At 64.5% G+C, this 16,477-nt stretch carries 10 protein-coding genes; 8 read left to right on the top strand and 2 right to left on the bottom strand.

What is annotated here, in order from left to right; all coding sequences use genetic code 11:
- Positions 1-34: 34 nt before the first annotated feature.
- Positions 35-994, bottom strand: coding sequence for a hypothetical protein (locus ACIPY3_RS04115; protein WP_400330384.1), 960 nt, complete (start codon positions 992-994; stop codon positions 35-37).
- 185 nt (positions 995-1,179) lie between these two features.
- Here ACIPY3_RS04115 and ilvD point away from each other — a divergent pair, with 185 nt between their 5' ends.
- The 8 genes from ilvD to metG all read left to right on the top strand — a co-directional run bounded on the left by ilvD (position 1,180) and on the right by metG (position 13,904).
- Positions 1,180-2,898 (top strand): dihydroxy-acid dehydratase, encoded by a 1,719-nt coding sequence (gene ilvD, locus ACIPY3_RS04120; RefSeq protein WP_400330387.1) that lies wholly within the window; start codon positions 1,180-1,182, stop codon positions 2,896-2,898.
- A gap of 284 nt (positions 2,899-3,182) precedes the next feature.
- Positions 3,183-5,084 carry an acetolactate synthase large subunit gene (locus ACIPY3_RS04125; RefSeq protein WP_400330389.1) on the top strand — a complete coding sequence of 634 codons (1,902 nt, stop codon included), beginning with the start codon at positions 3,183-3,185 and terminating at the stop codon, positions 5,082-5,084.
- Between the two features lie 2 nt (positions 5,085-5,086).
- Positions 5,087-5,599, top strand: a complete 513-nt coding sequence (ilvN, locus tag ACIPY3_RS04130; protein WP_021470923.1) for an acetolactate synthase small subunit — start codon at positions 5,087-5,089, stop codon at positions 5,597-5,599.
- Between the two features lie 63 nt (positions 5,600-5,662).
- Positions 5,663-6,688, top strand: a complete 1,026-nt coding sequence (ilvC, locus tag ACIPY3_RS04135) for a ketol-acid reductoisomerase (RefSeq protein ID WP_400330391.1) — start codon at positions 5,663-5,665, stop codon at positions 6,686-6,688.
- Positions 6,689-6,941: 253 nt separating this feature from the next.
- A complete protein-coding gene (serA, locus tag ACIPY3_RS04140) occupies positions 6,942-8,537 on the top strand; it encodes a phosphoglycerate dehydrogenase (protein WP_397322508.1) in 1,596 nt (531 codons plus the stop codon).
- Between the two features lie 209 nt (positions 8,538-8,746).
- A complete protein-coding gene (locus ACIPY3_RS04145; protein WP_400330394.1) occupies positions 8,747-11,557 on the top strand; it encodes an FtsX-like permease family protein in 2,811 nt (936 codons plus the stop codon).
- Positions 11,554-12,309, top strand: coding sequence for an ABC transporter ATP-binding protein (locus tag ACIPY3_RS04150; protein WP_397322510.1), 756 nt, complete (start codon positions 11,554-11,556; stop codon positions 12,307-12,309). The genes ACIPY3_RS04145 and ACIPY3_RS04150 overlap by 4 nt, the downstream gene beginning before the upstream one ends.
- A gap of 35 nt (positions 12,310-12,344) precedes the next feature.
- Positions 12,345-13,904: a methionine--tRNA ligase gene (metG, locus tag ACIPY3_RS04155; protein WP_400330398.1), complete on the top strand. Its 1,560-nt coding sequence runs from the start codon at positions 12,345-12,347 to the stop codon at positions 13,902-13,904.
- A gap of 114 nt (positions 13,905-14,018) precedes the next feature.
- Here metG and ACIPY3_RS04160 read toward each other — a convergent pair whose 3' ends face one another.
- Positions 14,019-16,469: an ABC transporter permease gene (locus ACIPY3_RS04160; protein WP_400330401.1), complete on the bottom strand. Its 2,451-nt coding sequence runs from the start codon at positions 16,467-16,469 to the stop codon at positions 14,019-14,021.
- Positions 16,470-16,477: the final 8 nt, after the last annotated feature.

The following is a 16,477-nucleotide window of genomic DNA, read 5'->3' on the forward strand; positions in this document are numbered from 1 at the left end:
AGGTGCCGGGCACAGTTCACGGTCCGCTGTCCGGCTAGTGCCGGTTGCGCCGGGGCGCGCGGAACCCGGCCGCTTCTGCGTGGGCGGCCGATTCGAACCAGACGTCGGCCGGAGCCTCGGCGTAGCTGGCGGCATCTTCTTCGTGGTAGGTCATGGTGGTGGCATCGCCCTTGACGGGGTATCCCTCCGGGCCGGTTCCATCCGCGGCTGCTCCCGCCGAGCCGACGCCGTAGGGATGGTCGGCGGCAAGGTGTCCTGATGCGGAAGCAAGCGGTTGATCGGACTCTTCCGCAGCAGCCGTTTCCGCCCCGGGAAGCGTGGGGGAGTGGGGATCCGTGTATTCGTGGTGGTGGAGGGGAGCCCCGGCCGCGTCGGTCCAGGAGGATTCCCATTCGTCCTTGTCGGCTGCATCCTCGCCGGCGGTGTCTTTGACCGTGGCATCATCGGCGCGTGCAACGTCGTCCGCGGTAGGTCCTGACTGCCAATCGTCGACGTCTCCGGCATCGGCTGTTGCCACCGTGGCATGGGTGTCCACCACCGGTTCGTCCACTACAGGCTCATCGAGCACCGGAGTTTCCACCACCGGCTCGTTCGGAACGGTCTGCCCGGTTTCCGGCGTGGAATCGACACGGGCAGCTCCGGAAGGCCCGGCCGGGACCGTATCCGTCCCGGCCCCGGTATCTGCTGCTGACGCCGAATCCGGCTCTTCCTCGGCGACGGGTTCGGTGGGTCCACTGCCTTCGGCGGCAGCCTTCCCAAGATTGGTGACGCCCGCAATGCCTGCGACGCCGGAAACAGCGGCTGCGGTGTCAGGCATGGTGGAAACATTGCTGGGTTCCATCGCGGCCGGCGGGGTAGTTCCGGGCTGCCCCGGTGTTCCGGTTCCGGAGCCGTTCGCGGCAGGCGCCGAATTCCTTGCGTTGTTCCGGCTTGTAAGCCACCAAACAATGGCGACAACCAGCACAATGACAATGACCCAAATCAACCAATCCATGGTGATGCCCTTCTGCTTCCGGGGTTTGCAGCGTTCCAGTGAGTCGTGATTCCGACGTTACGTGGCTGCCTATTGACTGTCCAGCACTTCGGGTGTCCGGGGGATTACCGGAAATATTCTTCTTTTTGCGTTTTTCCCGGCTTGGGCCGGTTCCCGGGAGGGCGTGGACACATAGACTTTGGGGCATGAGTGAGACCAGCCAGATTGCAGATACCGCGCCGGACATCAAGCCCCGCAGCCGGGTTGTTACTGACGGCATTCACGCCGCTCCCGCACGCGGAATGTTCCGCGCCGTGGGCATGGGCGACGACGATTTCGAAAAGCCCCAAATCGGCGTCGCCAGTTCCTGGAACGAAATCACCCCTTGCAACCTCTCCCTGAACCGGCTTGCCCAGGGCGCCAAGGAAGGCGTCCACGCCGGTGGAGGGTTCCCCATGCAATTCGGCACTATCTCCGTCTCGGACGGTATTTCCATGGGACACGAGGGCATGCACTTTTCCCTGGTGTCCCGCGAAGTCATTGCGGATTCCGTGGAAACCGTCATGCAGGCCGAACGGATTGACGGTTCGGTGCTCCTTGCAGGGTGTGACAAGTCGCTGCCGGGCATGTTGATGGCCGCTGCCCGCCTGGACCTTGCCAGCGTCTTCCTTTATGCAGGATCGATCATGCCCGGCTGGGTCAAACTGGAGGACGGTTCCGAGAAGGAAGTCACCCTCATTGATGCCTTCGAAGCCGTAGGGGCCTGCGCCGCGGGGAAGATGAGCCGCGAGGACCTCAACCGCATCGAGAAAGCCATCTGTCCCGGCGAGGGCGCCTGCGGCGGCATGTACACGGCCAACACCATGGCATGCATCGGGGAGGCCCTTGGAATGTCTCTTCCCGGGTCCGCGGCGCCTCCTTCGGCAGACCGTCGTCGTGATGAGTTCGCGCGCAAGTCCGGCGAGGCCGTGGTCAACCTGCTCCGCCTCGGCATCACAGCCCGCGACATCATGACCAAGGAAGCCTTCGAGAATGCCATTGCCGTCACCATGGCCTTCGGTGGCTCCACCAACGCCGTCCTCCATCTGTTGGCCATCGCCCGGGAAGCCAACGTGGAGTTGACCCTGGCCGATTTCAACAGGATCGGGGACAAGATCCCGCACCTGGGCGACCTCAAGCCCTTCGGCCGGTACGTCATGACCGATGTGGACAGGATTGGCGGCGTGCCGGTCATCATGAAGGCACTGCTCGACGCCGGCCTGCTGCACGGTGACTGCCTCACCGTGACGGGCAAGACCCTCGCGGAGAACCTCGCGTCCATCAATCCGCCGGACCTCGACGGCAAGATCATCCGCGCTCTGGACAACCCCATCCACAAGACCGGCGGCATCACCATCCTCCACGGTTCCATGGCTCCAGAGGGTGCCGTGGTGAAGACTGCAGGCTTCGATGCGGATGTCTTCGAAGGGACTGCCCGCGTCTTCGAACGTGAGCAAGGCGCCCTGGATGCTTTGGACAATGGGGAGATCCACAAGGGCGACGTGGTGGTGATCCGCTACGAAGGACCCAAGGGTGGGCCCGGCATGCGCGAGATGCTCGCGATCACCGGAGCGATCAAGGGTGCAGGCCTGGGCAAGGATGTCCTGCTCCTCACCGACGGCCGCTTCTCCGGTGGTACAACCGGCTTGTGCATCGGCCACGTCGCGCCGGAAGCGGTGGACGGCGGTCCCATCGCCTTCGTGAAGGACGGCGACCGCATCCGCGTGGACATCGCCGCCAGGTCCTTCGACCTCTTGGTGGACGAGGCCGAGCTTGAGGCCCGAAAAGTGGGCTGGGAGCCGCTGCCGGCGAAGTTCACCAAGGGCGTCCTCGCCAAGTACGCCAAGCTGGTGCACAGCGCCTCCACTGGCGCCTACTGCGGCTAGCGGCAAGCCTGGACTTCGCCCGTCCAGCCGTGGCGGAGTCCGGCACTTGGACACCGCTGTCCAAATAGTGGGATACGATGGTGCTCGATTGACACGCATCTCACTTAGAGGGAACACTGAACGCATGATCTCATTCGTTACCGTCGGCGTCGTCGTCCTTACCAAGCGCGTGGCTTAGCCCGACTGGTAACGAACTGTCACGCGCAAACCCCTCGAAGAGCCGGAAGGCTGAGGGGTTTTTTTATTCCCAAAGACCCATCAAAGATCCACTAAGGAAGAGTCCGATGAGCAAAGGATCGCCGATCAGCCCCTCGCTGATGGCTGCAAAGTCCACTGGAGCCCCCAAAGCTCCGGAAAAGGTCGACCGTACGGCTGACACCGTCGTCGACGCTGCTGCACCTCTCTCTCCTGTACTTGGGCCGAACAACGTTGTACCCCCAACGGTGATGACCGGCTCGCAAGCAATTGTCCGTTCGCTCGAAGAACTCGGCGTGGACGATATTTTCGGTTTGCCCGGTGGCGCGATCCTGCCCACCTACGACCCCTTGATGGCCTCCAGGATGAATCACATCCTGGTCCGTCACGAACAGGGAGCCGGCCACGCCGCGCAAGGCTACGCCATGGTTACCGGACGGGTTGGTGTTTGCATCGCCACCTCGGGCCCCGGTGCCACCAACCTCGTCACCGCCATCATGGATGCCCACATGGACTCCGTGCCGATGGTGGCCATCACCGGCCAGGTGGCCAGTGGTGTCATTGGCACCGATGCCTTCCAGGAAGCCGACATTGTGGGCATCACCATGCCCATCACCAAGCATTCGTTCCTGGTGACGGACCCCAACGACATCCCCCACGTCATGGCTGAGGCATTCCACCTCGCCTCAACTGGCCGTCCCGGTCCAGTGCTGGTGGACATCGCCAAGGACGCCCAGGTTGGCCAGATGACCTTCTCCTGGCCGCCGAAGATCGACCTGCCCGGCTACCGCCCCGTGGTGCGCGGCCACAACAAGCAGGTGCGCGAAGCAGCCAAGCTGATTGCTGCCTCCAGCAAGCCTGTCCTCTACGTGGGCGGCGGCGTGGTCAAGGGCCATGCTTCGGCCGAACTCATGGAGCTCGCGCTGGCCACCGGTGCCCCTGTGGTCACCACCCTGATGGCCCGGGGCGCCTTCCCGGACTCGCACCCGCAGCACGTGGGCATGCCCGGCATGCACGGTTCCGTTTCCGCTGTCACTGCGCTGCAGCAGGCAGACCTCCTGATTACCCTGGGGGCACGCTTCGATGACCGCGTGACGGGCGTGCTGAAGACGTTCGCTCCCTTCGCCAAGGTGATCCACGCTGACATCGACCCCGCCGAGATCTCCAAGAACCGCACCGCGGATGTCCCGATCGTTGGCTCGGTCAAGGAAATCATTCCGGAACTGACCGAGGCCGTGAAGGCCCAGTTCGAGCAGGGCGGGACCCCGGACCTGGACTCGTGGTGGGCGTTCCTGAACAACCTGCGTGAAACGTACCCCTTGGGCTGGACCGAGCCCGAAGACGGCCTGAGCGCACCCCAGCGCGTGCTCAAGCGCATCGGCGAACTCACCGGACCTGAAGGCATCTACGTTGCCGGCGTGGGGCAGCACCAGATGTGGGCAGCCCAGTTCATCAACTACGAACGCCCGCATGCCTGGCTGAACTCCGGCGGCGCAGGAACCATGGGATACTCGGTTCCGGCAGCCATGGGTGCCAAGGTGGGCGAGCCGGACCGTGTGGTCTGGGCCATCGACGGCGACGGCTGCTTCCAGATGACCAACCAGGAATTGGCCACGTGCGCCATCAACAACATTCCCATCAAGGTTGCCATCATCAACAACTCTTCGCTGGGAATGGTCCGCCAATGGCAGACCCTGTTCTACGAAGGCCGCTACTCCAACACGGACCTGAACACCGGCCACGACACCATCCGCATCCCGGACTTCGTCAAGCTGGCAGACGCCTACGGCTGCGCCGCACTTCGATGCGAGCGTGACGAGGACATCGACGCCACCATCCAGAAGGCCCTCGAAATCAACGACCGCCCCGTGGTCATCGACTTCGTGGTGAGCCCCAACTCGATGGTGTGGCCCATGGTGCCCGCCGGCGTCAGCAATGACCAGATCCAGGTTGCCCGCAACATGACCCCGGAATGGGAAGAGGAGGACTAGGCATGACCCGCCACACACTGTCCGTTCTGGTAGAAGACAAGCCCGGCGTTTTGACCCGCGTGGCCAGCCTCTTCGCCCGGCGTGCATTCAACATCAACTCCCTGGCTGTGGGACCCACCGAGGTACCCGGCATGTCCCGCATGACGGTTGTCGTCGACGCCGACGGCGACCTGATCGAGCAGGTCACCAAGCAGCTCAACAAGTTGGTCAACGTGATCAAGATTGTTGAACTGACTTCCGAATCTTCCGTACAGCGCGACCACATCCTGGTCAAGGTACGTGCGGATGCCGCGACACGTCTGCAGGTTACCCAGGCTGCAGACCTGTTCCGCGCCGCTGTTGTCGACGTGTCCACAGACTCGTTGGTGATTGAGGCAACCGGTACCCCGGAGAAGCTCGCAGCGCTGCTTTCAGTGCTGGAGCCGTTCGGCATCCGTGAAATTGTGCAGTCCGGCACCTTGGCCGTTGGACGGGGATCCCGCTCCATGAGTGACAGGGCGCTCCGCTCCGCGTGAGCAGTGCCCCGTACCGCAGCACCACATCAATATCGAGAAATCCACTCAAGAGGAGTTACGCAAGTGACTGAAATGTTCTACGACGACGACGCAGACCTGTCGATCATCCAGGGTCGCAAGGTTGCCATTGTCGGCTACGGCTCCCAGGGCCACGCCCACGCGCTGAACCTGCGCGATTCCGGCGTCGAGGTTGTCATCGCGCTGAAGGACGGCTCGAAGTCGACCGCCAAGGCACAGGACGCCGGCTTTACCGTCAAGAACGTCGCCGACGCCGCCGAATGGGCCGACGTCATCATGATCCTCGCGCCGGACCAGCACCAGCGTTCGATCTTCAACGACTCCATCAAGGACAAGCTGACCGAAGGCAAGGCACTCGCCTTCGCCCACGGCTTCAACATCCGCTTCGGCTACATCGAGGCTCCGGCCGGCGTTGACGTCATCCTGATCGCTCCGAAGGCTCCGGGCCACACGGTCCGCCGCGAATTCGAAGCCGGCCGTGGCATCCCGGACATCATCGCCGTGGAACAGGACGCTTCCGGTTCCGCCTGGGACCTGGCCAAGTCCTACGCCAAGGCCATCGGCGGCACCCGCGCCGGTGTCATCAAGACCACCTTCACCGAAGAGACCGAAACGGACCTCTTCGGCGAGCAGTCCGTCCTGTGCGGTGGCGTTTCCCAGCTCATCCAGTACGGCTTCGAAACCCTCACCGACGCCGGCTACCAGCCGCAGATCGCCTACTTCGAGGTACTCCACGAGCTCAAGCTCATCGTGGACCTCATGTGGGAGGGCGGCATCGCCAAGCAGCGCTGGAGCGTCTCCGACACCGCCGAGTACGGTGACTACGTTTCCGGCCCGCGCGTCATCACCCCCGAGGTGAAGGAAAACATGAAGGCTGTCCTGGCTGACATCCAGTCCGGTGCCTTCGCCAAGCGCTTCATCGACGACCAGGACAACGGCGCCGCCGAGTTCAAGGCACTGCGTGCCAAGGCAGAGCAGCACCCGATCGAGGAAGTTGGCCGCGAGCTCCGCTCGCTCTTCTCCTGGCAGCAGCAGGACGAGGACTACGTCGAAGGCTCGGCTGCACGCTGATTCTTCCCCCGCAATGCCCGTCCGGCTTCTACATACCGGGCGGGCATTGCCCGTTCTACCCGCCCTCCGGCTCCCAACGGTGGGCTGTGAACTTCTTCACAACCGGCCCGGCCTGCCCGTAACATCCCCAACCGGGCACCGGCTTAGCGGCCCTGATTCGATATTCTGGGCAGGTCCCGGCGTCGTGCCCGGGCCACGCATCCGCTCCTTGTCCAGTACTGTTCCCAAGTTGTCCAAAGTAAGGTGCCACCCCGTGTCAGCCACCAAACCCGTCGTCCTCCTCGCCGAGGAACTTTCGCCCGCCACAGTCGAGGCATTGGGCCCGGATTTCGAGATCCGCCAGACCGACGGCGCCGACCGCTCCCAGTTGCTGTCCGCCATTGCCGACGTCGACGCCATCCTGGTCCGTTCGGCCACCCAGGTTGATGCCGAAGCCATCGCCGCCGCGAAGAACCTCAAGGTCATCGCACGTGCCGGCGTGGGGCTGGACAACGTGGACATCAAGTCCGCCACCCAGGCCGGTGTCATGGTGGTCAACGCTCCCACGTCCAACATCGTTTCCGCCGCTGAACTGACGGTGGGCCACATCCTGAGCCTGGCCCGCCACATCCCGCAGGCAAGCTCCGCCCTGAAGAACGGCGAATGGAAGCGTTCCAAGTACACGGGCATCGAACTGTTCGAGAAGAAGATCGGCATCATTGGCCTGGGCCGCATCGGTGCCCTCGTGGCTGCCCGCCTTCAGGGCTTCGACACCGAGATCCTCGCCTACGACCCCTACATCACGGCTGCCCGTGCGGCGCAGTTGGGCGTCAAGCTGGTCACCCTGGACGAGCTCCTGGCCAACGCGGACTTCATCACCATCCACATGCCCAAGACGCCTGAGACGGTAGGCATGCTGGGCGCTGACGCCTTCCGCAAGATGAAGGAATCCGCGTATGTGATCAACGTGGCACGTGGTGGCCTGGTTGACGAGGAAGCCCTCTACACCGCCTTGAAGGAAGGCCAGATTGCCGGCGCCGGTGTGGACGTCTTCGTCAAGGAGCCCAGTACGGACCTGCCCTTCTTCGAACTCGACAACGTCGTGGTGACCCCGCACCTTGGTGCCTCCACGGACGAAGCCCAGGAGAAGGCCGGCGTCTCGGTGGCCAAGTCGGTCCGCCTCGCCCTGGCCGGTGAACTGGTGCCGGACGCCGTCAACGTGGCCGGCGGCGTCATTGCCAGCGACATCCGACCGGGCATCCCGCTGATCGAAAAGCTTGGCCGGATCTTCACTGCCCTGACACACGCTTCCCTGACCCAGATCGACGTCGAGGTTGCCGGTGAAATCGCCGCCCTGGACGTCAAGGTCCTGGAACTGGCTGCCCTCAAGGGTGTGTTCGCCGATGTTGTCACCGAGCAGGTTTCCTACGTCAACGCCCCCGTCATCGCCGAGCAGCGCGGCATCAACACCCGCCTGATCACCACGCCGGACGCCGAAGATTACCGCAACGTCCTGACCATCCGTGGCGCCCTCAGCGACGGTTCCCAGATCTCCGTGGCCGGTACCCTGACCGGGCCCAAGCAGGTGGAGAAGCTGGTAGGCGTCAACGGGTACGACGTCGAAATCCCCATCAGCGAGCACCTGGTGGTTGTTGCCTACGCTGACCGCCCGGGCGTCATCGGCACCATCGGCCACATCCTCGGCATGAACAACATCAACATCGGCGGCATGCAGGTTGCCCGCCAGACCGAAGGTGGCCAGGTCCTGGCGCTCCTGACCATCGACAGCTCGGTCCCGCAGCAGGTGTTGGAGGCCATCAAGGCAGGCATCGGAGCGGACATGGTCCGCGAAGTGGACCTGGAGGACTAGGAGTCATCCTCAAAGCTGATTTTGGCGTGGTGGAGACACACTTCTGACACGCTTGCGTGGCCGGTCTGCTTACAATGGCTGGGTCCGGGATTCGGACCCGGCAGCAGGCCGGCCACTACTTTTTGCACATACAGCCCGGGATTCCTTTGTGTTTTCGAGGGGTCAGGGTCCATGTGTGCGCGCCCGCAATCAAGGTCTCAGGGAGCCCAATGAACGCCGTCCAAAGGTTCATCAGAAGCCGTGTGCTGCTGCTGACCGCGGCCATTTTGATCGTCGCGATGTGCTTGTCCGTCCTCGTCCAGAGCCAGTCGCAGGCGGCCCTGAACCGGACCGTGGACGAGAACTCGCGCGGTCTGTACGACATCCTGGTCCAGGCGAAGCCTGACCAGGCCAAGGACGGCGAGGGTGGTGCGCTGATCCAACCGGAAATCGCCAACGGCCAGGGCGGTATCAGCTTCGACCAGCTGGACAAGATCCGTGCCATGGGCCAAACGTCCGTGGCTGCCCCGATCAGCCTGGTGTCCCGTGTGTCGCAGAACCTTGAAGCGCCGCGCCTGAATGCCATGGACTACCTCGGCTACAACGCCGGGCTCGCCGGAGCCGTGACGGCAGGCGATCCGTCCGCCATGGATTCCAGCAAATGGCCTGCCGCTGAGTCGGTGTTGTCGGACACCCCCAAGAAGTACCGCTTGACGGCTACGGCCACGAGCTCCGACGGCGTCAACCAGCAGACGTTGTTCAAGACCAGCGCCGAAGGCACCCTGGGCAAGGGCCGCCTGGTGCAGGAACAGGCCGCAGGCGGCTCCAACGTCCGGATCTCCGGACCCGACGGCGAAACAGGCATCAAGTTCCCGGCCCCGGCCCTTGGTTCGGAGCACAACCTCTTCAACCTCTCCGTGGCGCTCCCGTTGGCACCTGAGGTGACCGAGTCCGTCGTCGCGGTTGATCCCGCTTCGGAGCGGGCCCTCCTGGGCTCCGCGGGCGATTTCCTGGCGCCGCTGGAGAAGGCTCCGCCGGCGGATGCCCGCAACGCCGGGGCGATCGGCCGGCACTTCGAAAGCCTGTTCACCACGGGCCTGAGCATGCAGCAGCTGGAGGAAGGCCCTGACTTCCTCGGCGTGAAGCTCAAGTACTGGGCTCCGCTCATGACGCAGTACCAGCAGGCAAAGCGCGACGGTCTCCTGACGGACGATTCCCAGGCCATCCCGCTGATTGTCCGCTCCGGTACGTCCCTGGACCTGCAGTACTCGGTCAAGATCGAGGAAATCGATTCGTCCGGCAAGGTAGTCAAGGACGTCGGTACGGTTTCCCGCTCCCTGGACAAGGACTACCTGCCGTTCGTTTCCAAGGCACCCTTCGCCCTGGAATGGCCCGGCTCCACCGACCACAGCCAGCTGCTGGGCAGCACGGCCTCCTTCGGCCAGGGCCTTTACGATCCGGCTACCTGGAGTACGGCTTTCGCCGCCGCGCCGAAGTACAAGGACGGCGACCAGGCCGCCAACGGTGCCTCGGACAAGTCAGCGACGCCGGGGGACTGGGTCACGGTCAACCGCCTGCCCGAGAAGTCGTCGTTCGGGGCCGCCGTGGACCAGACCCAGCGCAAGCCCGTTGACGAACGCTCCTACCGGGAAGACCTCGCCACGGGCAAGAAGCCGGCTACCCCGATGCCCATGGTGTACGGAACCTTCAACCCCGCGGACGTCCAGGCAGCGGCGGGCGATGTCAACAAGCTTCCGCTCGGCGGCTACGATCCCGCGCCCATGACCCTGAGCAAGGACGCCCAGGGCAAGGATGTGGACAGCACGCAGCTGAAGCCTTCCCTGAGCGCCACGGGCCTGGTGAGCCAGTCCGCCGGTGCCATCACGGACTACTACGGCCTGGCCGCAGCCCGCGGCTACGACTCCAACGCCAACGTCATCGACGCCATCCGCGTCCGTGCCAATGCAACGGGCAACTGGAAGCAGGCGCAGCCGGAGGTTGAGAAGCTCGCTGCCCAGATCCGTGAGCTCGGACTCGAAGCCACCGTGGTTGCAGGCTCGGCGCGTGAAGACGCCAACATCTTCGTCCCCGGCTACAGCAAGGACGACTCCGGCAAGGAATCGGCACTGGGCACCGTCCAGCAGTCGTGGGTCCGCCAGGATGCCGCCGATGCCGTGTCCGGCTCCCTGACGGGCACCAACGTCACCCTCCTCTTCCTGACCCTGCTCGGCGCCACGCTTCTCACGGGCGCATCGACGGTCAGCTACATCCGGCAGCGCCGGAGCGAAGCCGGCATCCTCCGGGCCATGGGCTGGACGCAGAAACGCATCCGGTCCTGGGTCCTTGAGGAATTCGCCGTGGGCGCGGCTGCCTTGGCTGCGGCCGGCATCATCCTGAGCCTGCTCAGCTGGAACCTCGCCACCGTCATCGTCTCGATCACCATGTTGATCATCTATGCGGGCGCTGCGTTCCTCGCCGCCCAGCAACTGCGCCACCGCGTTGTAGTGGACCAGGAACCCCAGCACGACGAACGCCTCGTCACCGTGGATTCGCCGCTGACGTTCGCCAACAGGCAGCTGACCACCAACCGGTTCAACTCGATCTCGCTGGCAGTGGCCGTGGGCGTCTTCGGTGCCGCCGTGGGTGCGCTGATCGCCTTGCTGATCGATATTCCCCGCGCCGCCGGCGCCAGCGCACTCAGCGGCCTGGCGGCAGCGAGCGTGGCCCTGCCCAGTGTGATCCTGGCCGTGTTCGGTGTGCTCGTGGGCCTGCTGCTGACCTTGGTCACCGGCCGGTTCGAGCTCCACGCCAAGCGTGAGTACCTCGGTACCCTGCGTGCCATGGGCTGGAACCCGGACATGCTGGGCCAGGTCCGCTTCTTCGAAAACGCCCTCGTGGGCACCGTGGCCCTTCCCCTTGGCGTCCTTGGCGCCCTGGGACTGGGTCTGCTCCTTGCTCCCTACGCGGCTCTGTGGGCCGGGCTGGCCGGTCTGCTGGCCGTAATTTGCTGGATTCCGATTGCAACGAAAGTAGTCAAATGACTGAGACTCCCAACCCCGAGCTGACGGCGACCCCGGAATCCACGGACGAGTCGCTGCAGACCCGCGCCAACACGATCGTGAAGGCCGCCGACCACGCCACTCCGCTGGAGCTGAGCCGTGTCACCATCCACTACGGTGGCGACAAGGGCGGGGCCGAGGAAGTGGACGTCGTCGATGACTTCAACCTCACGCTGCACGCCGGTGAGATGCACTGCATCGCCGGCCGAAGCGGCTCCGGCAAGACCAGTATCCTGACCGTGAGCGCCGGACTGACGCTCCCGACGTCGGGCAAGGTCTTTTGGGAAGGCACGTCCCTGGAAGCGATGGGCGACGACGAAATCGCCGACCGCCGTCGGGCACTCATCGGCTATGTGGACCAGGGCGGTGCCCTGATCGACGGCATGAGCGCGCTGGAGAACGTCCTGCTGCCCGCCGTTCCGGACGGCGAAGTGGAGCAGCGCACCGAGATGGCCAAGGACCTCCTGGACCTGGTGGGCCTGGGTCGCCGCATGCGCCACCGCCCGGCCCAGCTCTCAGGCGGTGAGCGCCAGCGCGTGGCCATTGCCCGGGCGCTGATCCTCGGCACCCGCGTCCTGGTGGTCGACGAGCCCACAGCCAGCCTTGACCGCGCCGCCGCCAACCGCATCATCGGCATCCTCAAGGACACCACCAGCGACGGCATCGCGGTACTCGTGGCGTCACACGACCATGAACTGGTCCGGCTCAGCGATACGCTGACCGAGCTCAACTAGCTTCTCAACACCGAAAATAAAGGTAACTTCTTAGAGTGACGTCTGCAGAGAAATCCCCGTTCTACATCACCACGGCCATCAGCTACCCCAACGGCGTGCCGCACATCGGACATGCCTACGAGGTCATCGCCACTGATGCCATGGCGCGCTTCAAGCGCCTCGACGGCCATGAGGTGTTCTTCATGACCGGCACCGATGAGCACGGGCTCAAGATGCAGCAGTCCGCCGAGAAGGAAGGCCTCACCGCCAAGGAACTGGCCGACCGGAACTCCGCTGCCTTCAAGCAGATGAGCAAGGACCTGGGCATCTCCCACGACCGCTTCATCCGGACCACAGACCCGGACCACTATGAGGCGTCGCAGGCCATCTGGAAGAAGATGGAAGCCAACGGCGATATCTACCTCTCCAAGTACGAGGGCTGGTACTCCGTCCGCGACGAAGCGTATTACGTCGAGGACGATACCGTCGTGAAGGAAGACGGCCTGCGCTACTCCAAGGAAACCGACACCCTGGTGACGTGGACGGCGGAGGAGAGCTACTTCTTCCGGCTGTCCGCCTACCAGGAAAAGCTGCTGGCGTTGTACGAGGAACAGCCCGAGTTCGGGGCACCGCAGTCGCGGTTCAATGAGGTCATCAGCTTCGTCAAGCGTGGCCTTGAGGACTTGTCCATCAGCCGCACCACGTTCGACTGGGGCGTTCCGGTTCCGGGCGACGAGAAGCATGTCATGTATGTCTGGGTGGATGCACTCACCAACTACCTGACCGGTGCAGGCTACCCGGACGTGGACTCCGAATCCTTCAAGAAGTTCTGGCCGGCGGATGTCCACGTGATCGGCAAGGACATCTCCCGTTTCCATGCCATCTACTGGCCCGCGTTCCTCATGAGTGCCGGGCTTGAGCTGCCCAAACGCGTCATGATCCACGGATTCCTGACCAACAATGGCGTCAAGATGTCCAAGTCGCTCGGCAACGTGGTGGCACCGCAGGACTTCGTGACGCAATACGGACTGGACCAGTGCCGTTTCTTCTTCCTTCGCGAAGTCCCGTTCGGCGCCGATGGCAGCTACAACCATGAGGCCATCGTGGGCCGCATGAACTCGGACCTCGCCAACAACTTCGGCAACCTGGCCCAGCGTTCGCTGTCCATGGTGGCCAAGAACTGCGAAGGCAAGGTCCCTGTTCCCAGCGAATTCACTGCCGAGGACCAGGCACTCCTTGCCAAGGCGGGCGCGCTGCTCGAAACAGCCCGTGGCGCCTTCGAGAAGCAGGAATTCAGCCGTGCACTCGAGGCAATCTGGACGGTGCTGGGCGATACCAACGCCTACTTTGCCGAGCAGGCGCCGTGGGTGCTGCGTAAGACGGACCTGGAGCGCATGAACACGGTCCTGTACGTCACCTTGGAAGTTGTCCGGATCGTGGCGATCCTCGCCCAACCGGTCATGCCGTCGTCGTCCGCCAAGCTTCTTGAGGTACTTGGCCAGCCGGAAGGCGAGGCGCGCCAGTTCGCTGCCATCGCCACGCCGATCGTTGCCGGCACGGAGCTTCCGGCTCCCGCCCCGGTGTTCCCGCGCTACGAGGAACCCGCCGAGGCCTGACGGACCCTCTCTCACCAAACCGCCCAAAAACGCCAACGCTCTCTCACTTCCAGCCGGTCCGGCCGGCGGAAGTGAGAGAGCGTTTGGCTTTAAGGGTTGTTGGGTGAGAGAGCGTCAGGCGGTGGCGAGGCCCTCAACCGGCGACAACCGCGCAGCGCGGCGGGCAGGAACCACCGAGGCCAACAGGCCTGCGATGACTGCCACTCCGAACACTGCCGCGAGTTGGAGCCACGGCACCGTCGGAACCACGTCCGCCATGCCGCCAAGGGTGGCTTGTGCCCCCAGCCAGCCATACACACAGCCCAAGCCGGCGCCGAGGACAGCTGCCACGCCGGCCACAAGGACTGCTTCGATGGCGAGCATTCCACGGAGCTGCCCCTTGGTCAGGCCGAGCGCCCGGAGCAGCGAATTCTCGCGGGTTCGTTCCAGGACGGAGAGGGACAGGGTGTTGGCCACGCCGATCAAGGCAATCACCACCGCGATGCCGAGCAGCCCCGTGACCACCAGCAGCAGGACATCGATGATGCTGTTGAACGTAGCCCGCTCGATCGCCGCGCCGCTGACCGTCCGCTCAGGGACTCCCAAGGCAGCCGCGATTTCCTTTTGCAGGGCCTGCACGCGATCACCGGACGCGGCATCGTCCACCTTCACCCAGACCATGCCGGGTGTGTCCGGCAACGATCCGGAAGTGATGCTGCCGCTTGCCACGAAGGCCGGGACATGGCGGGTCTTCAGCACCTTGGCGTCGAGCGTTACCGGACCGGCCGCCGTCGTGATGTTCGCCGGACCTTCACGCGAATCCTCAGGCAGGTATACCGTCCCAGACGCAGGACGCAGCTTGTCGTCCCGTAGCACGGCGGAAGCATCCGCGCCGCTGATGGCGTAGAGGGTGGTGCCGCCGTCGGGCGTTGATGCGTCGGCGAGCTGGCCCACTGCCGGGAGGAGGACGGCTGCGCGCACCCCCTCCAGGGACGCGATCCGCTTGACTGCCTGCGCGGGGTCGACGGTACCGGGGCCCGACACGGCAGTTGGAGCGGCCAGGTCCACGGGATAGGTTTCCGCCAACGTGCTGTTGAAGGCCTGGCGTGACGTGGCGGCGCCGGTCATCATGAGGGAAACCAAGGTGACGCCAATCAGCAGGGCAGCGGCGGTCGCCGATGTCCGGGCCGGGTTGCGCGTTGCGTTGACCGCGGCGAGCTTGCCGGGAACTCCCGCCGGGGCAGCCAAACGGCCTGCCCAAGCCACAACCGTCGGGATGAAGAGCGTGGCACAGAGCAGGATGCCCACGAAGGACACGGCGCCACCCAGCAGTGCCACCGGGAGGGAGACCTTGACGCTGCCGAAGACCAGCACGGCGGCCCCGCCGAGCACAGCCACCACACCAAGGACAAGGCGTACCTTGCCGCGCCGGTTGCGGACGGTGGCGTCGTCTGCGGGGCGAAGGGCGGCAAGAGGCGCGACGGCGGTTGCCGCCTTCGCAGGCACCAGCGCGGCCATGACGGTCAGCAGGGTTCCGGCCAGCAGCCCCGCAATGACGGCCGACGGCGGGACAGCCAACGTGGCGAAGGACTGCTCAGGCTGCGTCCTGGCCCAAGCGACCAGCCCGGACATCAAGCCAACGGCCGCAGCCACGCCCAGTACCGACGAGGCAAAACCGACCACCAGCGCCTCCACCATGACGGAACCCCGGATTTGTGCACGTCCGGCACCGAGGCATCGCAGCAACGCCAACTCGCGGGTGCGCTGAGCCACCAGCACCGAGAAGGTGTTCGCCACCACCAAGGTGGATACCAAAATCGCGACCCCCGCGAAGGCCAGCAGGACAATGGTCAGCTGGTCCTGGCCCGCGCTGAGCATGGCCACCGTGGCCGTGACCTTCTCCTGGGCGGTCTGCAACACCGGCCCATCAGCACCAGCGGCCTCCATGCGGTGCGTGATGTAGTCCTTCGCCGCGGACACATCTTCGCCCGGTTTGAGGGTGAACTGCAGGCCGCTGAAACCGGCGCCACTGTCCTGCACTGCGTTCAGCACCGAAGGCCCGGCAATGAGTTGTGCTGCGGACGCGGAGAAGGGATCGTTCGTGGATTGCACCAGGCCAGTAACGGTCACCTTGGCGTTCTTGACTGGACCACTGCCATGCAGTTCCAAGGTGCTGCCCGGGGCGAGGCCCAGGTGCTGGGCGGTCTTGACATCAATCACTACGTCGAACGGCTTGGACGGCATGGAACCTGACGAAATCACGGCCCCTTCCAGGGGAGTCGGTGCCGCATTTCGAAGCCGCCCGAACTGTTCCCCGCCGCCGGCCTCGAACGTCACGTAACTGGATCGCTCCGCGTAACTGTCCTGCACTGCGGGGGAGGACGACGCAGCCTCCACGGCCGCCTGGCTGAACGGCTCACCGTTCTTGGACGTAGCCACCAGGTCTGCGTGGCGGTAAGCCTCGCCGATGCTGGCCCCGAGCGATGCGTTGGTGCTCGCGCCCACCATGAGCGTGGCGGCCAGGAACATGACGGACAGCATCACGGCGAGGCCAATGGCCACGAACCTGCGGTAATGAGTCGTCAATTGGGATA

Source organism: Paenarthrobacter sp. NPDC089714 (assembly GCF_044748905.1).
Classification (GTDB): Bacteria; Actinomycetota; Actinomycetes; order Actinomycetales; family Micrococcaceae; genus Arthrobacter.